Origin of the sequence: Mesorhizobium sp. WSM3864, from assembly GCF_002294955.1 — a bacterium.
In the GTDB taxonomy this organism is placed as follows: Bacteria; Pseudomonadota; Alphaproteobacteria; order Rhizobiales; family Rhizobiaceae; genus Mesorhizobium.
The window spans coordinates 25,767-52,681 of sequence record NZ_NSGD01000026.1; the positions used below are offsets into that span (position 1 = coordinate 25,767).

The 26,915-nt window shown below is 63.0% G+C and carries 19 protein-coding genes and 2 pseudogenes; 8 read left to right on the plus strand and 13 right to left on the minus strand.

Going from position 1 to position 26,915, the window contains the following annotated elements:
• Positions 1-73: 73 nt before the first annotated feature.
• Both CK215_RS27965 and CK215_RS27970 read right to left on the minus strand, forming a co-directional pair.
• Positions 74-611 (minus strand): annotated as a pseudogene (locus CK215_RS27965) (transglutaminase family protein); the annotation flags it as partial.
• A 340-nt stretch (positions 612-951) separates the two neighbouring features.
• Positions 952-1,236, minus strand: coding sequence for an HU family DNA-binding protein (locus tag CK215_RS27970; RefSeq protein WP_095832869.1), 285 nt, complete (start codon positions 1,234-1,236; stop codon positions 952-954).
• Between the two features lie 237 nt (positions 1,237-1,473).
• On the opposite strand from CK215_RS27970, the pseudogene CK215_RS32100 reads away from it, so the two are divergent.
• A pseudogene (locus CK215_RS32100) lies at positions 1,474-1,620 on the plus strand (DUF736 family protein); the annotation flags it as partial.
• A 160-nt stretch (positions 1,621-1,780) separates the two neighbouring features.
• Here CK215_RS32100 and CK215_RS27980 read toward each other — a convergent pair.
• The 8 genes from CK215_RS27980 to CK215_RS28015 form a co-directional block, all read right to left on the minus strand.
• Positions 1,781-2,305 carry a MucR family transcriptional regulator gene (locus CK215_RS27980; protein ID WP_095832856.1) on the minus strand — a complete coding sequence of 175 codons (525 nt, stop codon included), beginning with the start codon at positions 2,303-2,305 and terminating at the stop codon, positions 1,781-1,783.
• 565 nt (positions 2,306-2,870) lie between these two features.
• Positions 2,871-4,370 carry an efflux transporter outer membrane subunit gene (locus tag CK215_RS27985; RefSeq protein WP_095832857.1) on the minus strand — a complete coding sequence of 500 codons (1,500 nt, stop codon included), beginning with the start codon at positions 4,368-4,370 and terminating at the stop codon, positions 2,871-2,873.
• A 12-nt stretch (positions 4,371-4,382) separates the two neighbouring features.
• Entirely contained in the window at positions 4,383-7,526 is a 3,144-nt protein-coding gene (locus tag CK215_RS27990; RefSeq protein WP_095832858.1) for an efflux RND transporter permease subunit, read from the minus strand.
• Between the two features lie 4 nt (positions 7,527-7,530).
• Complete coding sequence (locus CK215_RS27995) at positions 7,531-8,820, minus strand: efflux RND transporter periplasmic adaptor subunit (protein ID WP_095832859.1); 1,290 nt, start codon at positions 8,818-8,820, stop codon at positions 7,531-7,533.
• Positions 8,804-11,950: an efflux RND transporter permease subunit gene (locus CK215_RS28000; protein ID WP_210201699.1), complete on the minus strand. Its 3,147-nt coding sequence runs from the start codon at positions 11,948-11,950 to the stop codon at positions 8,804-8,806. The genes CK215_RS27995 and CK215_RS28000 overlap by 17 nt, the downstream gene beginning before the upstream one ends.
• Complete coding sequence (locus tag CK215_RS28005) at positions 11,947-13,098, minus strand: efflux RND transporter periplasmic adaptor subunit (protein WP_095832860.1); 1,152 nt, start codon at positions 13,096-13,098, stop codon at positions 11,947-11,949. The genes CK215_RS28000 and CK215_RS28005 overlap by 4 nt, the downstream gene beginning before the upstream one ends.
• A complete protein-coding gene (locus CK215_RS28010; RefSeq protein WP_245418853.1) occupies positions 13,079-13,285 on the minus strand; it encodes a hypothetical protein in 207 nt (68 codons plus the stop codon). Before CK215_RS28010 ends, CK215_RS28005 begins: the two co-directional genes overlap by 20 nt.
• Positions 13,286-13,388: 103 nt before the next feature.
• Entirely contained in the window at positions 13,389-14,072 is a 684-nt protein-coding gene (locus CK215_RS28015; protein ID WP_095832861.1) for a hypothetical protein, read from the minus strand.
• 212 nt (positions 14,073-14,284) lie between these two features.
• Here CK215_RS28015 and CK215_RS28020 point away from each other — a divergent pair, with 212 nt between their 5' ends.
• Positions 14,285-15,010 (plus strand): response regulator, encoded by a 726-nt coding sequence (locus CK215_RS28020; RefSeq protein ID WP_095832862.1) that lies wholly within the window; start codon positions 14,285-14,287, stop codon positions 15,008-15,010.
• The gene (locus CK215_RS28025; RefSeq protein ID WP_095832863.1) at positions 15,007-16,251 is read left to right on the plus strand and encodes an ATP-binding protein; all 1,245 of its coding nucleotides are present in this window, start codon (positions 15,007-15,009) and stop codon (positions 16,249-16,251) included. The genes CK215_RS28020 and CK215_RS28025 overlap by 4 nt, the downstream gene beginning before the upstream one ends.
• Positions 16,252-16,305: 54 nt before the next feature.
• Here the strand turns inward: CK215_RS28025 and CK215_RS28030 are convergent, their stop codons facing one another.
• Positions 16,306-17,247 carry an IS110 family transposase gene (locus tag CK215_RS28030; protein ID WP_095832872.1) on the minus strand — a complete coding sequence of 314 codons (942 nt, stop codon included), beginning with the start codon at positions 17,245-17,247 and terminating at the stop codon, positions 16,306-16,308.
• 474 nt (positions 17,248-17,721) lie between these two features.
• On the opposite strand from CK215_RS28030, the gene CK215_RS28035 reads away from it, so the two are divergent.
• The 4 genes from CK215_RS28035 to CK215_RS28050 all read left to right on the plus strand — a co-directional run bounded on the left by CK215_RS28035 (position 17,722) and on the right by CK215_RS28050 (position 21,044).
• A complete protein-coding gene (locus CK215_RS28035; RefSeq protein ID WP_245418855.1) occupies positions 17,722-17,937 on the plus strand; it encodes an acetylxylan esterase in 216 nt (71 codons plus the stop codon).
• A gap of 359 nt (positions 17,938-18,296) precedes the next feature.
• A complete protein-coding gene (locus CK215_RS28040; RefSeq protein WP_095832864.1) occupies positions 18,297-18,929 on the plus strand; it encodes a tyrosine-type recombinase/integrase in 633 nt (210 codons plus the stop codon).
• A gap of 496 nt (positions 18,930-19,425) precedes the next feature.
• Complete coding sequence (locus tag CK215_RS28045; protein ID WP_095832865.1) at positions 19,426-20,736, plus strand: divalent metal cation transporter; 1,311 nt, start codon at positions 19,426-19,428, stop codon at positions 20,734-20,736.
• Positions 20,737-20,762: 26 nt separating this feature from the next.
• A complete protein-coding gene (locus tag CK215_RS28050; protein ID WP_095826461.1) occupies positions 20,763-21,044 on the plus strand; it encodes a hypothetical protein in 282 nt (93 codons plus the stop codon).
• 50 nt (positions 21,045-21,094) lie between these two features.
• Here CK215_RS28050 and CK215_RS28055 read toward each other — a convergent pair whose 3' ends face one another.
• The gene (locus tag CK215_RS28055) at positions 21,095-22,804 is read right to left on the minus strand and encodes a DNA polymerase/3'-5' exonuclease PolX (RefSeq protein ID WP_095832866.1); all 1,710 of its coding nucleotides are present in this window, start codon (positions 22,802-22,804) and stop codon (positions 21,095-21,097) included.
• A gap of 93 nt (positions 22,805-22,897) precedes the next feature.
• Positions 22,898-23,707 (minus strand): non-homologous end-joining DNA ligase, encoded by an 810-nt coding sequence (gene ligD, locus CK215_RS32105; RefSeq protein ID WP_245418856.1) that lies wholly within the window; start codon positions 23,705-23,707, stop codon positions 22,898-22,900.
• A 961-nt stretch (positions 23,708-24,668) separates the two neighbouring features.
• Here ligD and CK215_RS28070 point away from each other — a divergent pair.
• Entirely contained in the window at positions 24,669-24,854 is a 186-nt protein-coding gene (locus CK215_RS28070; protein WP_245418854.1) for a hypothetical protein, read from the plus strand.
• Positions 24,855-26,915 lie beyond the last annotated feature (2,061 nt).

Here is a 26,915-nt window from a genome sequence, read left to right on the forward strand (position 1 = left end):
AAGGCGGTCGCAGCGCTGGGCAGGAAGGGTTCCGCTCTTTCACGCTACATAACCGCTCGTCCGAGAATACCTGTCACCCGGTCGGTCCCGGCACTTCATAAGTCCAGACCGAACCCCTTCAGGACATGCGGACCGAACGAATTGATCAACGGGATGTCTGCCGCGTCGCGGCTACGCGCAACAACGATCCTGCCAATCCGCCGCGTGTTGTTGCGCGGATCGAAGGTATGCCACTGGCCATCGAGGAAGACCTCGATCCAGGCGCTGAAATCCATCGGATCGACGACCGGGACGCCGATGTCGCCTAGATGGCCGTTCACGTAGCGGGCGGGGATATTGAGACAGCGGCAGAACGTGACGGCAAGGTGCGCGAAATCGCGACAGACGCCGACACGCTCGTGAGGCCTCGAAGGCCGTTCGCGTCGAGCGGGCCTGCATATAGTCGAATCGGATGTGATTGTGGACGAAGTCGCAGATCGCCTGCACGCGGCCCCATCCCGGAGCAACGGCGCCGAAAATATCCCAAGCAATTTGGCTGAGGCGGTCGTCTCGCAATAGCGGCTGCCCAGGAGGTAAACGAGGCTGTCGTCCGGCAGGTCCGGCACCGGCACGATTGACGGAGCCGTCGAGCCGGTAACCGAAGAGAGGGAACTGGTTGCGCCTTCGCGAGAAGCGGACTTCGACCCGTCTGATGGCGGTGGTATGGCTGACGAAAGCAGGATCACTCCACATCGCTGCCGAATGAGGCAAAGCCGAAGCCGGTTTGACGGCAACGGCACCTCCTCGATCCGATCGACTAAATTTTTCGGCCGCGCTGATGAGCGCTGCCGAGACCTCGAAAGCACGATACCTGCAATATCGAGGCACGCCCACTTTGACTTGTCGCCGTTGACGAAAGACTGGACTGATTACGTGAGGCTATCGCCGACAGCCCTTTGTCTTGCAGGAACGTCAGCCGTTGTTCACAGTATCCTTGAGGGCCTTGGCGGGCTGAAACACCAGCTTTTTCGATGCGGCGATCTTGATTGTGGCCCCGGTCGACGGGTTGCGTCCCTCGCGCGCCGGCTTGTTCTGCACCTTGAATTTGCCGAAGCCGTTCAGAGACACTTCCTCGTCCTTGGCGGCAGCTTCGGTAATTCCTTTCAGCACATCCTCAACTACAGTCTTAGCCTGCGCCTTCGACAGGCCGTGCCCCGTAGCAAGACGCTCCGCCAGGTCATTGGTGTTTACTGCCATGTATGCCATCCCCTCTTGCGTTGATTGGAACGCTCGCCTTATTGCACAGCTTTAGGGGAATCAGGAATACCGCTCTCGCGCGTTATTTTTGACTTCGGCACTCGGAGATCGTGCCTTGAATCCAGAGACGGCGCAAACCGTGGTTCTCACCCACGTCGCTTGAGCCCATGGTTCCCGGCGACTGCGGCCCCCGACCTTCCGCCAAGCCCCTGAAGCACTGTCGCCGAGGGGGCTGCCGAGGGCGACAATGACAAGGGTCCGTACTACCGCATCCTCGCCAGCGCCACCGAGTTCGGTGCGGCATGCAAGAAGACGTCGCGCGAAGGCCGCGACTACCACTCCGTCAAGCTCGATGATCCAAGCCTCCCCGCTCCGATCTACGCGAGGCCTGGTAGACCGAAGCTGAGGGCGAGTTTTCGCTCATCCGGTCTCGCCCGCGCAGCCGAGTGAGGTCGGCCCAATACAGAGAAGCCCCGTCCGCCGGAAGGGGGCCTCTCTCTGCTCACGTCCGCCCCAGCGCTGAACAGTAAACTGCGGGACCCTTCTAGGCCTTGGCGGCAACTTTGCGCGTTTTCTTAACCGGAGATGTTGCCGTCGCTGCAGCCGTTGCAGCCGCGGCGGCGCGGGGCGCCCGCGTTGGTTTCGCCGCCAGAGCCGGCTGCTTTGCGCGCGGACGCCCAAGTCCAGACGCCTTCGCCAAGGCAGAGCGGGTGGCGGCATAGTTCGGCGCGACCATCGGATAATCGGCTGGCAGGTTCCACTTCTGCCGATATTCTTCTGGGCTCAGATTATAATGTGTTCTGAGATGCCGCTTCAACGATTTGAACTTCTTGCCGTCTTCCAGGCAGATGATGAAGTCGGGCGTCACAGATCTCCTGATCGAGACAGCCGGCTCCTGTTTGGCCAAAGGTTCTGCTGCAGCCATGCCAAGCCCACGAAGGGCCGCATGGGTGTCGCCGATCAGCTTTGGCAGTTCTGCCACCGGCACCGAATTGTTCGACACATAGGCGGAAACGATATCAGCTGCGAGTGACACAAGATCGGCATTATCGTGAGGCTCATCGGACATGGTGTTGGTGTTTTCCCTCTTGATTGATTGGTGGATGGACCTGCTATTTGTGCAGATTGACCGATAGATCAAGCGAATAATGGATTGTTTGCTTTCCCGCACGAATATTTGAGCGATTAGCTTCCTTCTCCGACTCTAATTGCCATTCTCCTTTTTGAGCCGAATGCGACAGGCTCCTCAGGACGCGAACGGCAGCTTTGCGCCTCATCTCGGCCGCAACGATGTTGACTGCAGTTGCCTATAAGCCGACATCTGATTGGAGGTCGCGCTAGACAATCCACGGTGGCGCCACGACGTGCAAGTGATCCTGATACCATACTCGGTAGGCCTGCGACTTGGACGATATCTGCCGCAGCCCGATTAAGGCAGGCGCTCGCCATTTCGCGACGCGGCGAAGCTTCTGGTCCGCGATACCCTCCGATCCAGCTATTCGTACCGACCGTTTTCGCCGGAACAACGTTGTTCGAAACATATGCGGAAATCACGTCTGCCATGAGTTCCAAAATTGCATCTTTCGAGGCGTCGTCGGTCATTTCTCTCTCCTCTGATTGACCGTGCATCTTGTTCACTGCGCCACGGCTCTTGACGCGAAGCGTGGCCCAGTCGTGACATCGATGATCTCTGGTATCGTGCTGTCGACGCCGCCGTCCCAGCCGCCGCCGAGCGCCTTGTTCAATGCTATATAGTCGGTGGCGATCGACACTCGGCTTTGGAGCAGAGTGTCATCGGCTGAGTAGGCCGATCGCTCGGCATCCAGCACATCGAGAAGGCTCGTCTCGCCCGCCTTGTAGAGCGTCCTTTCCAGCCGCGCGGCTTCGCCATAGGATTTCGCGGAAGAGGCGAGCCTGCCGTTTCTGATGCGCTCCTGCGATAGTGAAACCGTTGAGTTCTCCACGTCTTCCAGCGCGGTCAGCACGGCGGCCTTGTATGCGATGAAGTACTGGTCGCGCTGGGCTTTGGCGACGTCGACGGCCGCCCGCAACTGGCCGCCGTTAAACAGCGGCACGCTGAGCGCCGGACCGAACGACCAGCCGATGGTGGAGTTCTTGCCGAGATCGCCGAGCTTGAGGGATGTGGTGCTGATGTCGCCGGTCAGGCTGACGCTCGGATAGCGCGCCGCCTCGGCCTGGCCGATCTTGGCGGTGGACTGCGCATACTGCCGCTCAGCCATGCGCACGTCCGGACGGGTGAGCAGGATGTCGGCCGGGATGCCGGTCGGGATCGGCAGGCGGGGCGCTGGGATCGGCTTGGTGCGCTTCAGCCGCTCGGTAAGGGCCGCCGGCGGCCGGCCAGTCAGCACCGAAAGCCGGTGCACGGCTTCGGCGTAGCTTGCTTCCAGCGTCGGAATCTCCGCTTCCGTGCTGCTTGCCTGTCCCATGGCCTTGGCGACATCTGCCGCCGTCGCGGTGCCGGCCAGGGCCATCGTGCGGGTAAGCTCGGCGGTCTGCCTTTGTGACGCAGCCGAGCGCCGGGCCAGCGCGATGCGGGTCTGATAGCCGCGCGCCTGGATATAGTTGGAGGCGACATCGCCGATCAAGGTCAGTAGGGTCGAGCGCAGGCTTTCCTCGGAAGCGTCCAAGCCGTAGCTGGCGGCCTCGACGCTGCGGCGGTTGGCGCCGAAGAGGTCGAGTTCCCAGCTGGCATCGAAGCCTGCCTGGTACTGGTCATAGGTTGTGCTGGTCGCCGTGGCCGAGCTGGTTGCTGCGGTCCTATTGCGGGTGGCCGAGGCCGAACCCTCGGCGGATGGTAGCAACTTGCCCCCCGACTGGCGGTAGCTTGCCCGCGCCTCGCGGATTTTGGCCTTGGCGGTCGCGACATCGAGATTGCCGGCGACCGCTTCCTCCACGAGCGCGTTCAATTCGGGATCGCGCAGGCGCTGCCACCATTGCGACAGCTGCACCGGCTTAGCCGGCTTCACCGCCTTCTGCCCGCTCCAACTCGCTGGCATTGCCAGAAGAGACTTCTGGTAATCCGGACCGACAACGCATCCCGAGAGCAGGGCAGCGGCAAACGCGGGCAAAAGAAGCCCCTTCGCGGTCGCGAGACCGCGTTCAAAACCTGGCATGGAAAGAAACCTCTATTCTTGAGTGGCTGTGGCTGGGGTCCCGTCCGTATCCTGCTTGGTCGCCTTGCCCTTGAAGATGCGGCGCACCCTGACGAAGAGAAGCGGCACCAGGAAGACGCCGATCACGGTCGCCGCGATCATGCCGCCCATCACGCCGATGCCGACCGAGTTCTGCGCGCCCGAGCCCGCGCCGCTGGCGATCGCCAGAGGTGTGACGCCGAGGATGAAGGCCAGCGACGTCATCAGGATGGGCCTCAGGCGCTGTCGCGCCGCTTCGAGCGTTGCTTCGACCAGGCCCATGCCTGCCGCCTGCCGATCAATGGCGAACTCGACGATGAGGATGGCGTTCTTCGAGGCAAGGCCGATCGTGGTGAGCAGGCCGACCTTGAAATAGACGTCGTTGGTCTGGCCAAAGAGGGTGGCCGCCGCCAGCGCACCGAAGATGCCGATCGGCACTGACAGCATCACCGCGAAGGGGATCGACCAGCTTTCGTAAAGCGCGGCAAGGCACAGGAACACGACCAGCGCCGAAATCGCGTAGAGCGACATCGCCTGGTTGCCGGAAAGCTTCTCCTGATGCGACAGGCCGGTCCATTCATGCGAATATCCGGCGGGCAGTTGCGCGACCAGCCTGTCGATCTCGTCCATCGCCGCGCCTGAGCTTTGGCCGGCGCCCGCGGCGCCCTGGATCTCGACCGCCGCCGAGCCGTTGTAGCGTTCGAGGCGGGGCGATCCGTAGGTCCAGTGGCTGGAGGCGAAGGCCGAGAACGGCACCATGGCGCCGCTGGAGTTGCGGACCTGCCATTTGTCGAGATCTTCCGGTTGCATACGGAAATCCGCGTCCGACTGCAGATAGACCGGCTTGACCCGTCCCCGATCGATAAAGTCGTTGACGTAGTCGCTGCCCCAGGCGCTCGACAGCGTGTTGTTGATGTCGGCGAGGCTGATGCCCAGCGCGCTGGCTTTTTCCTGGTCGATATCGACCGAAAATTGCGGCTGGTCCTCCTGGCCGTTGGGGCGTGTGTTGGCGAGCAGCGTGCTCTTCCCGGCCAAGCCGAGCAGCTGGTTGCGCGTCTGGATCAACGCCTCATGGCCGGCGCCATTGACATCCTGGAGGTAGAAATCGAAGCCGTTGGTGTTGCCGAAACCCTGGATTGCCGGTGGGGCGAGGGCGAAGACTTGGGCATCCCTGATCTTGGAGAAGGCGGCCATGGCGCGGCCGGCGACCGCAGACACGGAAAGAGCCTTGGTCTTGCGCTGGTCGAAATCCTTCATCCGCACGAAGGCGATGCCGACATTCTGCCCGGAGCCGCCGAAGCCGAAGCCGGAAGCCGTGAACACGCCTTCGACCGCGTCCTTCTCCTCGTTGAGATAGTGGTCGGTCACCTGAGCCAGCACGCGCTGGGTGCGGTCCTGCGTCGCGCCGGCCGGCAGTGAAGCGCTGGTGATCAGGATGCCCTGATCCTCATCCGGCAGGAACGAGCTCGGCAGACGGGCGAACATCCAGCCCATGGCAACGACGATGGCGAGGAACACGGCAAGGAAGCGCCAGGAACGGTTGATGATGCCGTGCGAGCCGTCGCGGTAGGCGATGGTGCTGCGATCGAACATGCGGTTGAACCAGCCGAACGGACCCCTTTGCGTCGCATGGTCCTTGGCCGGGCGCAGGATGGTGGCGCAGAGCGCCGGCGTCAGCACCAGTGCCACCAGCACCGAGAGCACCATCGCCGAGACGATGGTGACCGAGAACTGCCGGTAGATGATGCCGGTGGATCCGCCGAAGAAGGCCATCGGCACGAACACGGCCGACAGCACGGTGGCGATGCCGATCAGCGCGCCGGTGATCTCGTTCATCGATTTGCGCGTAGCCTCCTTCGGCGGCAGGCCTTCCTCGTGCATGACGCGCTCGACATTCTCGACCACGACGATGGCGTCGTCGACGAGCAGGCCGATGGCCAAAACCATGGCGAACATGGTGAGCGTGTTGATCGAATAGCCGAAGAAGGAGAGCACGCCGAATGTGCCGAGCAGCACCACCGGCACGGCGATCGTCGGAATGATGGTGGCGCGCAGGTTCTGCAGGAAAAGCAACATCACCAGGAACACCAGCACGATCGCTTCGGCGAGCGTCTTCACCACTTCCTCGATCGAAAGCCGCACGAAGGGTGAAGTGTCATACGGGTAGACGACCTCGACGCCTTGCGGGAAGGTCGAGCTCAGGCGATTGATCGTCGTGCGTACAGCTTCCGCCGTGCTGATCGCGTTCGCGCCGGTCGCCAGGCTGATGGCGACGCCGGCGGCCGGCTTGCCGTTGTAATGGGCTTGGGTGGTGTAGCTTTCGGCGCCGATCTCGACCTTGGCAACATCGTTCAGCCGCACCAGCGAGCCGTCGGTATTGCTCTTCAGGATGATGTTGCGGAACTGCTCGGCGGTCTGCAGCCGGCTCTTCGCCGTCACCGTGGCGTTGAGCTGTTGGCCCTTGCGCGCCGGGAGCCCGCCGAGCTGGCCGGCCGAGACCTGCGTGTTCTGCGCCTCGACGGCCGTGGCGACATCGCTCGGCATCAGCGCGTATTGCGCTAGTTTGTCCGGGTTGAGCCAGATGCGCATGGCATAGCCGGAGCCGAAAAGCTGCGTCGAGCCGACGCCTTCGACACGCTTCAGCGTGTCGTTGACGGTTGAGTCGACATAGTCCGCGAGGTCGGTCGAGTTCATCTTGCCGTCGCTGGAGACGAAGCCGATGACCATCAGGAAGCCGGTCGAGGATTTGGAGACGGTGATGCCGTTGTTCTGGACGACCTGAGGCAGCTGCGACTGCACCAGCTGCAGCTTGTTCTGCGTCTGCACCTGGGCGGTGTCCGCGTTGGCGCCGCTGGTGAAGGTCAGCGTGATCGAGGCCTGTCCGGTCGAGGTCGACGTCGCCGTCATATAGTCGAGATTGTCGATACCGGTCATGCCCTGTTCGATGACCTTGGTCACCGAGTTCTCGACGGTCTGGGCGTCGGCGCCGGGGTAGGTGGCGCTGATGTTGACGGTGGTGGGAGCGATCTGCGGGTATTGCGAGATCGGCAGCGACTGCAGCGCCAAGAGGCCGCCCAGCATGATCACGATGGCGATCACCCAGGCGAAGATCGGCCGGTTGATGAAGAATCCCGACATCGCTTCAGTTCCCGGTTGCGCCAGAGGCCGGCTGCTTGGCGGCACCGGCGGCATTGCCGCCGGCGGTCGCCGAGGCGGAGCTCTGCTTGCGGTCCTTGATCTCGCCGGTCGTTTCGTCGATCGTCACTTCGACCGCTGTCGCGTCGCCTCCGGCGCGCACCAGCTGCAGGCCCTCGACGATGACGCGGTCGCCGTCGCCGACGCCCGAATCCACCAGCCAGTTGTTGCCGACGCCGTTGCGCACGCTGAGCACGCGCTGCTCGACCTTGCCCTGGGCATTGACGACCATGGCCGCCGCCTGGCCCTTGGGGTCGCGGGTGACGCCCCGCTGCGGCACCAGGAAGCTGTTTTGGGCGACGCCTTCCTCAACGATGGCGCGCACATACATGCCAGGCAGCAGCAGGCGGTCGGGATTGGGGAACTGGGCTCTGAGCGCGAAGGTGCCGGTCGACTGGTCGACATTGGCGCCGGCGAACTCCAGCTTGCCGTTCTGCGCGTAGATGGTGCCGTTGTCGAGCTTCAGCTTGACGCTGACATTGGTCCCGCTGAATTTCAGCCGGCCTTCGTTGATCGCCTGGCGCAGATTGAGCAGGTTGGTGCTGGACTGCGTGACATCGACATTGATCGGATCGAGCGAGCGAATGGTGGTCAGCACCGTTTCCTGGTTGGCGGTGACCAGCGCGCCCGGCGTCAGCGAGGATTTGTCGATGCGCCCGGCGATCGGCGCGGTGATCGAGGTGCGATCGAGGCTGATCTTGGCGGTTTCGACGCTGGCTTTGGCGGCTGCGACGTCGGCCTGCGCCTGCGCCAGCGTCGCGGCGGCATCATCGTAATCCTGCTTCGAGACGACGTTCTGCTTCAGCAGCCCGGCATAGCGGTCGAACTTGGCCTGGGCGGTGGGCACCGCGGCTTCAGCCTTCTGCTGCGTCGCGACGGCGCTGTCATAGGCGGCCTGATAGCTCGCCGGGTCGATGACGTAGAGCGGCTGCCCCGCCACCACCTCGGCGCCTTCCTGGAACAGCCGCTGCCGGATGATGCCGTCGACCTGCGGGCGTACCTCGGCCACGAGCGAGGCAGCGGTCCGGCCCGGCAGCTCGGCGGTGATCGCGACCGATTGCGGATGCAGGGTGACGACGCCGACCTCAGGCCTGCCGGCGCCTCCCATGCCGGCGGGCACCTGGCTCTTCTCCTGCGAGCAGGCTGCAAGCAACAGCGCGGCACAAAGCGTTCCTGCCCAGGCAGACAGGCGGCGCGGCCGCGCCAGCGAAAGAGAACGATTAGGCTGGATATGCATTGACAGTTTCTTTCACTGGGGTTGCGGCCCTTGCCTGATCGGTAGCGCCGGGCGCTTCGACCAACAGCTTGCGGAGGTGACGGGCAAGGAACCGCTGGATGTCGTCCATGAAGGTATAGACGACCGGCACATAGACGAGGCTGAGCACGGTCGAGGAGAGGAGCCCGCCGATGACGGCGATTGCCATCGGCGCACGCGTCTCGGCGTCGGCGCCGATGCCGAGCGCGATCGGCAGCATGCCGGCGCCCATGGCGATCGATGTCATGACGATGGGCCGGGCTCGCTTGCGGGCAGCGTCGAGCAGCGCCTCGAAGCGGCTCATGCCGTGCTCCTTCTCGGCGACGAGAGCATACTCGACGAGCAGGATCGAGTTCTTGGCCGCGATGCCCATCAGCATCAGTATGCCGATCAACGGTGAGATGCCGAGCGCCTTGCCGGTGATGAGCAGGAAACCAAGCGCGCCGCCGACCGACAGCGGCAACGCGACCAGGATGGTCACCGGCTGCACGAAGCTGCGGAAGAGCAGCACCAGCGTCAGGTACATCAGGATGATGCCGGCGGCGATTGCGGTGGCGAAGCCGGAAAACAGTTCCTGCATACGTTGGGCATCGCCGCGCGCAAGCTCATCCACGCCCTGCGGCAGGCTTTTCATCGCGGACAGGGCGCGGATGGCTTCGGCCGCCTGGCCGAGCGTCAGGCCGGAAAGATCCGCCTCGACCGTGGCGCTGCGGCTTCTGTCGACACGCGTGATGCTGTTGGGGCCGGCGTTGAAGCCGATATCGGCGACGGCGCCGAGCGGCACCGTGCCCCTGCTGCCGGTCAGCGGCAGCATGGCGAGCTTCGCCGGATCATCGATGGCGCCGTCGGGCACGGTGACGACGATCGACACCTGACGGTCGCCGAGATTGAATTTCGCCAGGCTGGTGTCGGTGTCGCCGATGGTGGCGATCTTCACCGTCGCGGCGATCTCGGTCGGCGTGACGCCAAGCTCGGCCGCCTTGGCGCTGTCGGGCCGCACGATCAGCTCAGGCTTGGTGGCGGCCGCGGTCGAGGTCGGATTGATTAGCCCGCGAACCGATTTCATGCCGTCGATCAGCGCGTTGCTCGCCCTCTCCAGGGCCGCGCCATCATCGCCGACCAGCGTGATCGACACCTTGGCGCCGGCGAAGCCGTCGGCGCCGAACTGAATGCGGGCGCCGGGGATGTCGTTGAGCCGAGGCGAGGCCTCGGCCTCGAACTGCTGCTGGCTTATCCTCCGCTCACCGCGCGGTCTGAGGTTGACCGTGACGGTCGCGGTGCGCACTTCGCCCGAGCTCGAGCTTTGGTTAGGACCGCCGCCCGAAGAAGCAGCCGTGCCGATGGTGGCAAATATGCTGTCGACGGCCGGCTCCTTCTTGAGCCGTTTGGTGATGTCCTGCACCACCGCCGTGGTCTGCTCGATGGTCGAACCGGGCTGCAGCTCGACCGAGATCATCGAGCGGCCGCGGTCGGCCGCCGCCATGAACTCGGTCGGCAGCCGGGTCGCCAGCAGCATCGAACCGGCGAAGAAGGCAATACCGGCCAGCAATGTGATCCAGCGGTAATCGAGCGCGTTGCGCAGCAGCCACAGATACGTCGGCACCCAGGCAGGCGTATCGTCCTCGTCATGGCCGCCGGCGCGCACCAGATAGGCGCCCATCAGTGGGGTGAGCATGCGCGCCACCAAGAGCGAAAACAGCACCGAAACGCAGACGGCGACGGCGAAGGAGAAGAAGAACTTGCCGGGAATGCCGGGCATGAAGGCAACGGGCAGGAACACGGCGACGATGGTCGCGGTGGTCGCCACAACGGCGAGGCCGATCTCGTCGGCCGCTTCGATTGCCGCCTGGTAGGCGCTGATGCCAGTCTGGCGCATATGGCGCACAATGTTCTCGATCTCGACGATGGCATCGTCGACAAGGATGCCGACGACCAGCGAAAGCGCCAGCAGCGTGATGTTGTTGAGCGAGATGTCGAAGGCCGCCATCACCGCGAAGGTCGGGATCAGCGACAGAGGCATCGCCACCGCCGAGACCAGCGTTGCCCTGATGTCGCGCAGGAACAGCCAGACCACGCCGATAGCGAGCAGCGCGCCCAGCCATAGAGCTTCGAAGGCGGCGTCGTAGCTTTCCTGGACGAAGCCGGACGAGGAGGTGATCTCGGTGAATTTTGCCTGCGTGGTCTTGGCGCCCATTTCGGCGATCGCGGCGCGGGCGGCCTTGACCACGTCGATCTCGCTCGAGCCGACCGATCTGTAGACATTGAAGGCGACGACCTGCCTGCCGTCGAGATAGGCGGCCTGGCGCGGCTTTTCCCAGCTGTCGACGACAGTGCCGAGGTCGGAGAGCTTGACATCGCCGGCGCCGCTCAGCGCGATGCGTGTGTCGGCCAGCGCCTCCACGGTCGTTGCGCTGGCGAGCGTGCGCACCGACTGCTCCTGGCCGCCGATATTGGCGCGGCCGCCCGGCTGGTTGACGTTGTTGGAGGCGAGCGTCTGGCTGACATCGCCGGCGCTGATGCCGAGAGCGGCAAGCCGGTCGGGATCGAGCTCGACGCGGATGACGCGATCGACGCCGCCGGAACGGGTGATCTTGGAGACGCCGTCGACGCCGAGCAGGACCTTGGCGACGTCATTGTCGATGTACCAGCTCAGCGCGTCGGGCGACATGGTCGGCGCCTCGACGACGAAGGTGAGCACCGAATTGCCGGTTGCGTTGACCTTCGCCACGACCGGCGTCTGGGCCGCGGCCGGCAGGCTGGACTGCACGCCGGAGACGGCGTTGCGGACATCGTTGGTCGCGGTCTCGGGGTCGGTGCCGAGTGTGAATTCGATGGTGGTGACGGAAGAGCCCTCGCTGATCGAGGTCGAGACATCGTCGACTGCTTCGAGAGTCGCGACCGCGTTCTCGATGACGCGCGCGACCTGGACTTCCATTTCGCTCGGCGCTGCGCCCGGCTGCGCCACCGTGACGGTGACGGTCGGCAGGTCGATGTCGGGCATATTGTTGGTGCGCAGCTGCATGAAGCCGTAAACGCCGGCAACGCTGAGCGACAGGAACAGCACGATGGTCGGAACCGGATTGCGGATCGACCAGGAGGAGATGGCGTTCATTGCGCGGGCTCCGCCGTGCTCGCAGCATCGGCCGCTTTCGTCTCGTCGGCGGCGACACGCACCAGATTGCCGTCGTTGAGGAAGCCGGCGCCGGCGACAACGACGGAAACGCCTTCCGACAAGCCGCTTTCGATGGCGACGCGGCCGTTCTGGCGCGTGCCGGTTGCAACGGGATGCGCGCTGACCTTGCCTTGATCGTCGACGACGAACACGGCCGGCTTGCCGGCATGCCAGACCAAGGCCGTTTCGGCGACGGTCAGCTGCCGGGACGCAGCCGTCTCGATCGTGACGCGGGCGAACATGCCGGGCCTAAGGCCCGAGCCTTCGCCGACGGCGACATAGACGGTGGCGAGCCGGGTGGTCGCGTTGACCGTCTCGGCTACCTGGGAAACGCTGCCGGAAAAGGCGCGGCCGGATGCATCGACGATGTTCGCCGGCTGACCGGCCGAGATTGCCGTCAGGACCTTTTCAGGGACAAGCACGCCGACCTCCAGCCTGCCGTCGCGGACGATCTTCATCAGCTCGGTGCCGGCCTGGACGATGGAGCCTGTCACAGCCGGCTTGCTGGAGACGATGCCGTCGAACGGGGCGCGGATCGTCGTCCTATCGAGTTGGGCCTGCAGCCGTTCGGTGGCGGCTGCCGCCTGATCGACCCCGGCCTTGCCGGTCTTGACGGCGGTCGCCTTGTCCTCGGCGGTTTCAGCGCTGACGGCGTTGCTGGCGAGCAGCTTGTTGGCGCGGGCCGCGGCCGACAGCGCGGAATCGAGGGTTGCCTGGGCTTGCGCGACGGCTGCCTTCTGCTCGGCGAGCTGGGCTTTAAGCAGCGAGTCATCCAACCTTGCGACGACATCGCCGGCCTTCACATGATCGCCCTCGGCCACCAGGACTTCGGTCAGGCGCAGGCCGCTTTCTTCGGCGCCGATCGTCGCTTCCTGCCATGCAGCCACCGTGCCGGTTGCGCTGACCGACGATGTCACCGTCTGGGGGACCACCTTCTCCACCGAAACGGTGAGCGTCGCTGCCGGCGCAGGCGTCTGCGCCGCCGGCTCGGGCGTGGCGCGGCCATAAGCCTTGAGCGCTGCGACGGCGGCCAGCGCGGCCAGCAAGGCCGCCAGAAGAAGATGTCTTTTACGCAATTTTGCGGTCATGATTTTCAGTGCTTGAAGACGAGATCGGAAGCGGCAGGCGGTAGGCGGCGAAGCTCAACCGGATCGCCCCTTTCAGCGCCTGCTTCGACAGGATCTGTTGCCTGGCACCGGCGCCGGAGCGGATCGGCAAGGGCGAGCCCCGCGAGGTAAGCAGCCGCAGCATCACCAGGGTTTCCCACATCATCATGCGCTCCATGCTTGACGGCGGTCGCGCGGACGCGTCCGCCAATTCGCAAGAGAACCGGCCGGCCCGTGAACGGGTGGATCAGCGGACCGGCCGGCGCAGACGGTCAGAGTTGCTCGCCATTCCGGGGTAGGGGTGGCTGAAGCTGTCCGTGCGGACCTCCGGGGCCGGCTGCGTCGTCCGGCGGATTGCCCCATGGACCGGGGGGCGGGCCGTGCGGCCGATCCGCCGAAGCGAGGATTTCGAGCTGTTCAGGCGTCAGCTTGGTGCGCAGCACGGCGATCGCATCCTTCAGCTTGGCGGCCGAAGCCGCGCGTTTGGTGACCTCGTCGGCCAGGCGTTCCTGGAAGGCGAAGGGATCGCGTTGCGCCTGGCCGGGGCCGCCGGGGGAATCCGGCCCGCCCGCCTCGGGACCGCCGGGAGCGCCGGGGCCACGGTCGAACCGCGGAGGCGCCAGCACCGCCTGCAGCGCGCTTGTATAGTCGCGCCAGGCATCGAGCTGCCCGGACCGGATGCCGATGCGGGTCTCGAGGGCGGAGAGCCGGGCGGCAAGCATTTCCGGCGGCGGCGGTCCCATGCGGCGGAAGCCGAAGCCTTCCGGCGCTTGCGGCCCGTGCCGCATCGGCCCAGGCGGGCGAGGCCAGGGCATCGGCCCCGGGCCCGTGTCGTCCTTCTGATTGATGGCCGGCGGCTCGTCGCCCGGTGCGGCGCCGGGATCGGGCTGAGCGGCCAGCACGGGATGGATGGCCGCGACCGAAAACAGGCCGAGAGCCAAGAGTTTGCTTCGCATGACGTGATCCTTTGCTGCATGCTTCCGATGGCTGGAGGATAGGAGGCGTCTTTTGCCGCTTCGCGTCGCGGCATTGCCGAAGGTTTCCGGAAAAAGGAGATTTGTTTCCGAATGTTTCCAACGGCTTTGCGGAAACGTTCCGTTGCAATTTTCCGTGCCGCTTGGCGGCGTCGCTCCCTATAATCAGGGACGAAAAGGCAAGCGGGCGAAGAATGCAGACACAATCCCACATCCTCGTCGTCGACGACGACCGCGAGATCAGGACGCTGCTCGGGCGCTATCTCGACGGACAGGGATTTCGTGTCTCAGTGGCGGCGGACCGGCGCGAATGCGAGCACAAGCTTGGCTCCGGCCAGTTCGACCTCATCGTGCTTGACGTCATGCTGCCTGACGGCTCCGGTCTCGACATCTGCCGGAGCCTGCGGGACCGCAAGCCGCATATCCCGGTCATCCTGGTGACCGCGCTGAAGGAGGATGTCGACCGCATCATCGGGCTGGAGCTCGGCGCCGACGACTACCTCGGCAAGCCGTTCAATCCGCGCGAGCTTACGGCTCGCATCCGGGCGGTGCTCAGGCGCTCGGCGCCGGACGAAGTCGCCCCGCCCAAGGTTCGCGTCTATCATTTCGCCGGTTACCGGCTGGAGCCGGACACGCGCAGTGTGATGAACGCCGACGGAGCCCTGATCGATCTGACCGGCGCCGAGTTCGACCTGCTGCAGGTCTTTCTTGACCGGCCGGGGCGGCTTTTGTCGCGCGACCAACTGCTCGATCTGACGCAAGGGCGCGAGCGCGAGCCGCTCGACCGATCCGTCGACGTGCTGATGAGCCGGCTGCGCCGGAAGTTCGCCGAGGCGGGCGAGGAGAACCTGTTCAAGACCGTGCGCAATGGTGGCTATCAACTGACCGCGCGCGTCGAGACGGCGGAGACCGGGGCATGACCTCGCTGCGCCGGCGGCTGATCATCCTTCTGGTCGTTTCGATCCTAGGCGTGGTCGGGCTTGCCACTTTCGTCGCCGTCAAGGTGCTCGGTGGGCCGTCGCCGGAGCTGACCATGGGGCCGCTGGCGCACCAGATACAGTACATGGTGCAGCTGGTTCCCGGCCATGTGCCGGGCGGCGGCGATGCGCCGGTGACGATCAGCGATCGTCCGGCGCCGGGTTTCGAGGACCGCAAGCACACGCGAGTGCTGAACGACATGCTGCGCCAGAACGGCCTCGATGTTTCGGCCGTCGTCAGCCGCAATGCCGGGCACCCTGGGATGGTCGCCTCTGTCGCGCTGCCCGATCATCGCTTTATGATCGTCAATGTCCCCGACTTGGGCCCGCCGCGCGATGTCTGGTATGTTTTCGCCGGCTGGATGGCGCTGATCGTGCTCGGCGCGACGCCGGTGTCGATCTATTTCACCGGCGTGCTGGTGCGGCCGCTCGAAATGCTCGAAGCCGCCGTCAGCAAGATCGGCTCGGACGGGGTGCTGGCGACCTTGCCGGAAAAAGGCCCGGTTGAGGTGAGGGCCACCGCCCATGCGCTCAACGAACTGTCGGCAAGATTGAGAACGGCGATGGAAAGCCGCATGCGGCTGGTGGCCGCCGCCGGCCACGATCTCAGGACCCCAATGACTAGGATGCGGCTCCGCGCCGAGTTCCTCGAAGAGGACCGCGAGAAGTGGCTGAGCGACCTCGACGAGCTTGACCGGATCGCCGACAGCGCCATCCGCTTGGTGCGCGAGGAGGTCAACCAGGACGCGGTTGAGCCGGTGGCCCTGGACACGCTGGTTCGCGATATCGAAGTCGAGATGGTCTCGCTCGGTCATGCGGTGACGATCGACCATCTCGACCATGTGTCGGTCAAAGCCGGCGCGCTTGGCTTGCGCCGGGCGCTGCGCAACCTGATCGTCAACGCCGCCACGCATGGCAAGAACTGCACGGTCTCGCTATCCGGGCAAGGCAACCGAGCGGTTCTCACCATCGCCGACCGCGGCCCCGGCATTCCGCCGGACCTCTTGAACAAAGCCTTCGAGCCGTTCTTCCGGGTCGACCCGGCGCGCATGCAGTTCATTCCCGGCGCAGGACTTGGGCTTGCGATCGCCAAGGAGATCATCGAGCGTTATGGCGGATCGATAAGGCTTGAGAACAGGCAGGGGGGCGGGCTGGTGCAGACGATCATCTTTTCCCGGGAGTAGAACACGAGCCAACGGTACCATCGGCTCCCTCGATAAACCTATGATGTCACACAATCAACTCTGAGGAATCAGGGCATCCCGGAGCCTGGCATTTAGGGTAACGATGATCTTTCGCATGACTGCGGCGATGGCCACCATTGGCTTTTTGCCGTTGGCGCGAAGGCGCTTATAGAAGGCGGCAAACTCCCCCTTTCCGGCGGCGGCGCGCAGAGCCGGCATGAACAGCGTGCTTCTGACTTCGGGGCGGCCGCCGCGGATCTTGCGGTAGCCCTTCTTGAGACCGCTGTCGTTGGGATGGGGCGCGACGCCGGCAAGCGCCGCCGCCTGGCGGCGGGTCATGGAGCCGAGTTCGGGCAGGCCGGCCAGCAGCTTGGCGGCCACGATCGGACCGAGGCTGTCCATGGCCGTGCATATGGCGGCCCGCTGCTTGAGGGTATTGCTGTTGGCGATCAGCTCGCGGATCTCGGCATTGATAACTTGGATCTGCCGCTCGACGACTTTGATCACGGCCTTGAAGGAGGCGGCGAGATCGCGGCTGCCAGGCGCCTTGGCGCGGTTCTTCTCGGCGACCTTGGTGGCGATGAGCTCCTGGCGGCGTCTGACCAAGGCGCGCAAGCGCACCTCGTCGACGTCCGGAGCCTGCCAAAGAGGCAGTTTTACCCAGCGCTCACGGCCATAGGCGCAAAGCATGCCGGCATCGATGGCATCGCTCTTGCCCTGTGTGCCGAAGGAGCGGATGAAGCTCTTGACCCTGAGCGTGTCGGCGCGATGGCAGGCGATGCCGGCGCGCAGGCACTCTTCGAGTAGCAGCCCTTCATAACCGCCTGTCGGCTCGCAGACGACAAGGTCTATCTGTTTGTAGCTCTTCAGCAAGGCGCGGATCGCCCTGCGCTGATTGGCGATGGTGCGGGTGGTGGCGCCGTCGCAGACAGTGATGGTGTGCTTGGCGATATCAAAGCCGAGACACAGCTGCGGTTGGTGGTGCAAGAAGGCCATGCTGGTGGTATCCTTATAGGGCTTCGGATTGTTTGCGGGCGTGGCGCGAGCCAGCGGCCAATCAACTCTCCAAGCGATGGCGGACAAGACGGCAGGGACCATGATGACGTCGGGCGTTACCCGATCCTAGGGACGGTCGCCTGCCGCCGGGACTGCTGGCTGTGATGGGCCGCAGTCCCGGCCGCCAAACTACCCGATCCTTCTCAAACAATCCCAGGGCTCGATCTGTCGACAGGGAAAAGGCGCGACTTACGCGCCACGTTCCAGCCCGGTCTCGCGCGCGCCGGCGGTGGCAGAGCTGGCGCGCCTATCTGTGCAAGAACGTGGGCTCTGCTCGTCTCGGAAGTGAACTCTTCGCTGAAGCCGCAATTTGCCCGCAGTATTTCTCCGCCCATGCGCCCTTTCCAGACATTTTGTGTAGCAGTCGTATCGCGAGAAGAAGGCGAAGGTCTTTGAAACGCTCTCCTATTTGGACTGCGTCAACTTCGCCCGGCAGTGCAAGGCAACGGCGCTGTTTTCGGTGGCCTGATGGACGAAGTCTGCCCGCCCTCTACCGTTTATGGCGCGTTCAATGCCTACGATGGCGAAAAGACCATCGTACAGTACGAATTCAACAACCATGAAGGCGGGCAGGGCTATCAGGAGCGCGAACAGATGGCGTGGCTGAGCGGGCTGTTCGGTGTCGGCTGACGCGAGCGGCCCAGCACTAAGCGTTTCGCCTCGCAGCGCGCCTCTGCTTGGCCGCGCAATCTAAGCTCCAACGGCTATCAGCCGCCCCTGTTGCTCTACGCGCTTCCATTCTGCAGCAGCACCCGGGCATACGCTTCGAGGGCCTACCCAACCTAGCAGCTCAACGATGCTGAAGCAGCTTTAACAGCCGCCCTGGCCGAGCCCGCGTGGGTTTGGATGGCATCGGCTCCCCTGCTCGGTGTCAGCTTACTCAGTGCTCTGCCCGAGGACCGGACAGGCAGCAAGCGGTCCCCCCAATCCCATCCGAGTCAGTATCTAGCGTTGCTCCCGTGGCCAATCATGGCCGAAGGAGAAACTAAATGGGACATTCTCACTATGACCTCACCGCTCCCGATCGCCGCGCCTGGAACGCGGGCAAGAAGGTCGGAACGAAACGGCCGTTGAAACCTCGACAGATATGGGCGATCCGGTTCTTTCTCGACCGAGAGCGGCGATTGCGCGATCGAGCCCTCTTCGATCTGGCAATCGACAGCAAGTTGCGCGGCTGCGACCTGGTGAAGATCAAGATCGGCACCTTGGTTCTCGGGTCGGAAATTCGTACCCGCGCGATGGTCGTGCAAAAGAAGACAGGCCGACCGGTTCAGTTCGAGTTGATGAGCGATGCACGCTCCAGTCTTCTCGGATGGTTAGAACGGCGCGGCGGCACGGTCGACGATTATGCGTTCCCGAGCAGGATCGACCCAAAGCGTCACATGAGCACGAGGCAGTATGCCCGCCTCGTGGACGAATGGGTTGTGGCGATCGGACTTCGACCTCAGGTATACGGAACGCATTCGCTGCGGCGTACCAAAGCGTCGATCATTTACAAGACGACAGGTAACCTCCGCGCTGTTCAGATTCTGCTGGGCCACACCAAAATCGAGAACACAGTCCGGTATCTCGGCGTCGATGTAGAAGATGCCCTCGAACTCGCCGAGGCCACGGAAGTCTAACCAGAAGCGGCTCCATTTCCGAGTGGAGCCGCGGATGCTAAGCGCCTCATTTCGGCCGTTGAGGTCAGTGCCGCTGGTCACCAAAAGCGGACCTGCACGGCCGGCGTGTACTAGGAACCAATTTTGCGTCCCGGCGACCATTGGGACTGCGCCGCGCGGGGGCGCGGCTGTCAGCCGGCTTATCAGGTTCGCCGGCGCATGAGGAGCAGCGCCTGTGCGCCCCGAGTCGCCGGATCGCTCAAGCACCGTGACCGTCATCGCCGCCCACACCACGGTTGTCGTCAAGGCCATCTCCATTTGGAACCGCTGTGTCTCCTCATCGTTGAACCGGAGGCTCCTTAACTTCAAAACGATCGTGGCACGTGATTAACAGCTCGACATTTATAAACGTGCGGCTTGAGATGTTTGGACCAACTTTCGAACCGATAGGAATCGGGCCAGTACTGGCTGCAATAAGTGCCGTGGCTGCCGCTCTTTGCATTGGGCGGCCCAAGCAATGACCGATGTCAGCTCTGAAGTTGAGCGAGAGCAAAGCAACACGGTTGCCAAAGGGCCATTTCAGCGTTTCCTCCGCGTTATCGGCCCCGGCTTCATCACCGGCGCCTCCGATGACGACCCCTCAGGGATAGGCACGTATAGCCAGGCCGGAGCTCAACTCGGGTTCAACATCGGCTGGACCATGCTCTTCACTTTTCCTCTTATGGCGGCGATCCAGGAGATTGCGGCTCGGATAGGTCGCACCACGGGCAAAGGCCTCTCGGGAAACCTTTCTCGCTTTTACCCTGCCCTTCTGCTTTATCTTGTGGTCGTCCTGCTATTTTCCGCCAATGTGATCAACATAGGTGCCGACTTAAGCGCGATGGCTGATGCGCTCAACCTTCTGGTCGGAGGGCCCAGCTCGGTCTATGTCCTGGGATTTGCGCTCGTCAGCGTGGCGGCAATCGTGTTTGTCAAATACAGCCGCTACGTCAAAATTCTCAAATGGACCACGCTTAGCCTGTTCGCCTATGTCGTGGCGATGTTCGCTGCAAAGATTCCATGGGGCGAAGCGGCAAAGGGGGCGTTGATTCCGCACGTCGAATGGAACGGGACGTTCTTCACCACGCTGCTTGCCATCTTGGGCACAACCATCTCCCCGTATCTGTTCTTCTGGCAGGCCTCGCAGGAGGTCGAGGAGGAAAAGCTCGATCCTTCCGCCAAGCCCCTGAAGTGGGCACCGTGGCAGGCTCGAAAGGCGTTCGAGCGGATTCGCGCTGACACACTGGTTGGGATGGCCCTGTCCAACCTTATTGCCGTCGCAATCATCTTCACAACGGCGGCGACGCTTCACAAGACAGGCGTGACCGATATTTCCTCTTCCACGGACGCGGCAAGGGCACTGGAACCGGTGGCCGGCAAATTCGCTTTCGTCATCTTTGCGGCGGGAATCATCGGTACCGGGTTACTGGCGGTCCCGGTGCTCGCGGGCTCGGCCGCCTTCGCGGTCGGCGAGGCCCTACACTGGAAGGTTGGCCTGGCCCGGGAACCGAAGAAGGCGGTTGCCTTCTATGGAACGCTTGCCACGGCCGCGGCTCTTGGCACCGGCATCATGTTCACGCCAATCGACCCGATCAAGGCGCTTTATTGGAGCGCGGTAATCAACGGCATCTGCGCGGTGCCGGTGATGATCGTAATGATGCTGATGGCTGGCCGAGCCGACATAATGGGAGACTTCCCCATAGGAGGGTTGGCTCCGCTCCCTGGGTGGCTCTCGACCGTGGCCATGATGCTATGCGTCGTTGGTTTGGCGGCGCAATGGCTACTGTGACCGCTTTCGAATTCCGGCAGCGATAGATGACCAAGCCGATCGAGAAATGGCCTGACACCTATGACCCTGAGGTCTTTGCCAAAAAGTATGGCCTCACGCTCAAGCAAGCCAAGACGTCATCAGTTCAACCGGTCCTTCCAAGCAAGGTTGCGACGCTTGCCATGATCGTAGGAGACGACCGTGTCGTGACGGTGGTGAAGGCGCCGCCCCTCCCTCCCAAGCCCATATTGCCTGTCTTGTTCCGGACGAGCCCAGCGAGCCTAAACTTCAAAGGAGCGTTAGCGTCCAGTATCGGACCACAATATTAGCGCGGCCGCGGATATCGTTCTAGGCAGCCACTCGTCCGAGGCCGCCCCCGTTACGCGGCTCTAGGGTTCCTCAAAGGCGAGCGACGGTCGCCGCCGGTCTTGCAATCGCGCTTGCGCTTTGAAAGGTGCGCAAGCAGGGCCGCCAAACCCATCGCGTTGAGGACCCGCGTCCTAGGCACGCCCCCCTTGCGCGCCATCTCGACACCCCAATGCATGTGGTCGAGTTCTCGGATCGAATGAGCGTCCGGATTGATGCTGAAGATGCAGCCGTAGTCGAGTGCCTTCTGATGCCACCGCCAGTCGAGATCGAGCCGCCACGGATGCGCGTTGATTTCGACAGCGACGCCATATCTCGCGCACGTTCTGAGGACCTTGTCGACGTCGAGATCATAGCCGGGGCGACGCAACAGCTGGCGACCGGTCATGTGTCCGATGATTGTCGTGAAGGGGTTCGCGATTGCCTCAATGATACGGTCCGTCTGCTCTTTCTTCGGCAACTTGAAGCGGCTGTGCACGCTCGCGACAACGAAATCAAACTGCTCCAAAACGTGGTCCGGATAGTCAAGCGAGCCATCAGCCAGGATGTCTGCCTCGATGCCCTTGAGGATTCGGAATTCTCCTCCATACTTTTTGTTCAGCCGATCCGCTTCGCGGTGCTGCTCAGCAATCTCCCGCAGTGTGAGGCCGCCCGCATAGTGCGCAGACTGCGAATGGTCGGCGACACCATAGTACTCGAACCCGCGCTCACGGGTTGCTTCAGCCATGGCCTCAAGCGTCTCAGTGCCATCGGATGCGGTCGTGTGAGAATGAAGGATGCCATTGAGATCTTCATCCCGCACAAGGGTAGGGAGCTGCCGCCTCGCTGCCCGCTCAATCTCGCCCCTGCCTTCGCGCAGTTCAGGTTCGATCAACTGCAGGTCCAATGCTGCGTAGATTTCCTCCTCTGTCACTGATGCGATCAGCTTTCTCCCGCGGTAGAGCCCATCGGGTTTGAGGGCGAACCCTCTCTCGGCCGCAAACATCCTCAATTGCTCTAGATGGGCCGCGGACCCGGATGCTTCGAGGAAGCTTGCGCCAAAGTGCTTCTTGTCCGTTACGACAATCCTGAGGCTGGACTGCTCGATTTCGGTCCGTTTCTTCCCCTGCGCGACCAGCGCGAGGTCGGCAACAAGTTCGCAACCACGTCGGAAATCACCGGCGATTTCCACGCGCGAAAACTCGGGGTGCTCCTGCTTCACCGACATGACCGCATGCTCAAGAAGAGCGGCGGCCTTGTGCAGGTGAAGCTGTGTTTCGCCGCTTCGCGCGATAGCCAGGTTCTGCAGGATTTTAGTCTGAAGCGAAGCACCGAGGCCTTTGACTGGCCGGATGCGATCTGCCCGTGCTGCCGCTTCGAGCTCGGCCAACGAGTTCGCGCCGAGCGCCCGATGAAGCTTCAGTATCTTGTCGGGCCGAAGCCCGGGTATGGCAAACAGCTCCATTACACCCGCCGGCACCTCCTCGCGAAGCTTCTCAAGGCGTGGATGCGTGCCCGATTCGTAGAGCTTGCGGATAATGTCTGCGATCGCGTCACCGATCCCCGGGATCCTGGTGAGGGCGCCGGCGGCGATGATCCGGTCAAGCGGCTGCGACAGTGCAGTCAGACTATCCGCCGCTCGCAGGTAAGCCTTGATGCGATAGGGATTGCCCCCGCGCAGCGACGAGCGATGTGCGTATTCCCTTAGGAGACTGGCGACGGTCCTTGAATCGGGTTTTGCCATTGTCGAGGCAAACGGGGCCAGTCTCCGCAGGTTCCAATCAGGCAAGGGCAAGCGAAGAACTCCATGCTGCTGCCGTTTTCCCGGAGTGGGGCGCTACAGATTCGGCAACGATTGGTCGGCGCGACCCCATCCCGCCAGAGCTTTATAGGCTGCACGTTTCTTCAATTCAGGAGCGTCGCCGACGCGGAAATGCGAGGGCGTATCAATCGTCTTCATCTCCGCCCAGGTGATCGGCGCCGCGACGGGCGCGCCAGGTCGGGACCTTGCGCTATAGGGCATGATCGCGGTCGCCCCGCGCTGGTTGCGCAAATAGTCCACAAAGATGCGACCTTTCCGGCGCGCCTTTGACAGTGCGGCCGTGAAGTGGGCCGGATCGCTCTGAGCGACAGCTTGAGCGAGGCGAGACGCGAAGTTTTTTACTTGCGGCCATTCGGCTTGAGGGGTGAGGGGCGCGATTACATGCACCCCTTTGCCTCCCGTCAACATCGGGAAGGTCGCGAGTCCCAGCGATTTCAGAATATCACGAAACTGGAAGGCAGCCGCGCGGACAGCTTCGAAATCGAGACCCTCATCGGGGTCGAGGTCGAAGACGAGGCGGTCGGGCTTTTCGACATCCTCGATCCGAGCTCCCCACCCATGCAGCTCGATCGTTCCCATCTGGACGCAGGTCATCAGCCCAGCGGCATCGTCGACATAAAGGTATGGCTCCTCGTGGCCGTCCTTTTCGGTGATACCCACTTGGTGGACTTTGTCGCCAAAGCTCCCGGCATCATGCTTCTGGAAAAAGCACTTCTTGGCCCGGCCCTGGGGGCACCGGACCAGACTGATCGGCCGACTGCCGACCCAGGGAAGCATGATCTCCGCGATGGCCGCGTAGTGGTCCGCGAGCTGGCCCTTGGTGATATTGGACTCCGGATAGAGACTGGGTTCTTCGCGGGCAAAATTGCCTCGAGCTTCTCCTTGCGTTCAAGGAGAGGACGCCTGGTGAGATCTTCACCGTCGAGTTGAAGGAGGTCAAAGACATAAAAGTCGATGGTGGCTGGCGCACCCTTTAATGCGTTCTGAAGCGCCTGGAAGTTTGATCTTCCGTCGGCATCGACAACGACGGCCTCGCCATCGATCAGGGCGGAGCGGACCTGGAGCTTGCGGGCTTCCGAAAGAATGGAAGGAAAACGGTGAGACCAGTCCAGGCCAGATCGCGTATAGGCCCGCGCTTCGCCGCCGCCGACGGCAACAAGAATGCGATAGCCGTCATATTTCATTTCGTGGATCCAGCGGTCGCCGGCAGGGACGGTATCTACGAGCGTTGCGAGCTGGACGGGCCGAAAAGTGGGCAGCGCTAAATTGGTTCGGTCACGAATAGGCGACTTCGCTTGAGCAGCGCTCGACCCAGGGATTGCCTTACGCGACGTTGGCTTGACCACTCTCACGCACCCCAAACCCGAGACGAAATGGCTTAATCGCGTCCAACGCGCGATTGCTTCTTTGGTTTCGTTCCGGGGGGTTGAGCTTGTCTCCATTATTGCTGAGTCCGTGTGCCTGCCTGCAAGCCCGCAGCGGTATCGTTGCCCGAGACGGCAAGTATGCGGACCGCCCATCCCGCTTCGGAAGCAGCTCCGCGATCGCCTGCATCAGCTCGTGCAGAACACCAGAGTGGCGCCTCCCGCCGATGCCCCCGGCCATCATCGACCCGACGGTTGAATGGGTGAGGCCAGGTAGCATCACGGCCACCGTCCGGCATCTTAGGAACGAGCCCAAGCTCCGGCATGGTAACGTGCAGAGCATCAGCGAAGAAGGAACCTAAAGCCGCCTTCCGGCTTCTCTGGCCATGACCACTCGCGGGATCAATTTCTTAGACCGGTGGATGGCGGATCACCTGCCGAATGCGATCACGGACGATTCAATGGCCATCGTTTACCTCGTCGAAGAGGCCCTGAAAGCTGCTGAGCGAGAAGGCATTAGCCCCGACGAGATCAGCGAGGAGGTTGGCACAGTCTTCGAAGTGATCCTCGATGCGATGCAGAACCGAGAAGGCGGCTTGGCGGCCTGAGGCTCCTGTGGAGCTATGCGTTGCATTAGGAAATGTTAATGTCGGCCGCTGCAAAGGCGGCGCATAATGCCGACCTGCCCCGGCTCGCAACACGGGGTAAGAGGCCCGGCCTGTCCCGCTCCAGTCGTCCCCCGACTTCCCCGCTCGCAGGCCGGGTCGCCTCAGCTTCAACTGATGGGTAAACTGCAATCGGAGCGGCTCGCCAGGGTCGACACCCGGTTACATTCCATAGGTCACTTGAACGCGTACCTGTTAACAACCCCGTCTGCCTCATGCGTGACCCGGATCCAGCGCTGTTAGTCACCGCGTACGTTCGTGACCTCACTGCCCGTGGCCGTTTCGGCTGCCACCCATGGCGTATTTGCACTGACGGTACGACTACTCACAACGCTGTCCCCATCCATCTCTTCCACGCGATAAGCCTTCATGTGTGACCTCTGCTCTATTCATCCCGTATCTGAACAGAGATCCAGGAAGCTTAGTTCCTGGACGAAGCGGCGACCCGAAGAGCGCGGGTCAAAAGACGATGCCCGTCACCCCAGGCAACGGGATGGCGGGCATCGATCTAGCGGCTGCCGACGAGGAAGGTGACGCATTTCCTCGCCGGCTCCATCCAATGCTATGGCGAGGATTTAGTTTCAGCGTTGGGACCAAAGCGACAGTTGCTCCGACTTCGGTCGCATCGGGGAACCTTTCGCACGCCGGCAGGTTTGGTTTCGCGGCGCGATTCGTCCCGAGGCGCGCCGCTGGGTTGCGCGAGACCCCGGAGCCCCGCTCGTCCTCACGAGCGGGCCCTTCCATGTGATGCTGCCGTACAAGGAACCTAAGATCGCGGCCGGCTTTTCCACCGCATGAGCGCGCGCGCTTTGAAATTTCTGGGCCGATGGATGGCAGACCATCTGCCAAACGTGAGCACCGACGACCCAGGGGCCATTGCCGATGGCACTCGGCCATGTCGGCGGGGTGGCACGATGCAGCCTAGAAATGAGGTGCCCGGCCTGCCGAGCAGTTCCGGGCTCTTACCCCGTGCCAACCACGGCGGGGCAGAGATGCATTAGGCGCTACCGTTCAGTGGTAGGCATCCACGTTTTTAGCTAATGAAAAGCCCGCCGCAGCTAATGAGCGTAAGCGACGGGCTTTTTAGGTTGCCACTGAGAGGGCTACATTCCTGAAGGAACCGACCGCTCCTTCGCTTAACCACTGAGGCCTGAATCCGTTCCACAAAGGACCGTTGTATGAGATAATGGCTGATCCCTCGCCGAGGGCGACGATCATGTCATTGTCGCGTTGCAGTGGCGTCTACGGGCCCGCTGATCTGGACTTGCTCCAGCGGGTGTTTAACCGGTTGTGCGACGAGCGACGCCTAGCCAAGAGGGATCGCGAACAGCGGGAATATTTGGCTAGGGAAATCCTCCAAGCTTTTGATGACGGCATCACCGACGAAGCTGACCTGCTACGAGCGCTTTCTAAGCGACGGAGAGCGTAGCGCGCCTGCGGCCTCGGATCATTCGCGTTGGAAAAAGTTGGCTATGGCTGAACGCTTGTCTAGGTCGGCGGCTTTATCGGCTAAGCCTCAGGTCGGCCCCAATTGGAACGGCTACACGCCTCAGAGAAGGTCCGACAAAAAGAGTGCTCACACCGGCAGGCTCTTTCAATGTGGGTCGCAGCGCTTTATGAAGAGCTTTCCAATGAACAGACACCGTTGAAACGATGTCGGGACTGCGAGCCTCTTCCAGGTCACCGCACGTGCACTAATGCCTTCGGCCACGGTCACCTCGGGCTCACGCTCGCACCGATCACTGCCCGGCTAGTCGGCATGGTCCTTTCACGGAAAGCATCGCACGCCTTTGGCTCGTCCCGGTTCTAAACCCGACTGGGTAGTCGAACCAGGGAACCGCCTGTTCGGTCGCGACAGGCGGTTTCTCTTGCGCACGCGTTCTTGAGGCTCCATGCAAAGGCTACCTGGTTTTGCGAGCTGCGGCGCCTGCCCGCGCCGGCGCCTCCTGGATGTTGGCGGCGCCGCCCATGTCACCATTCTTGGTGCGGCCGGCCCCCGGCCCT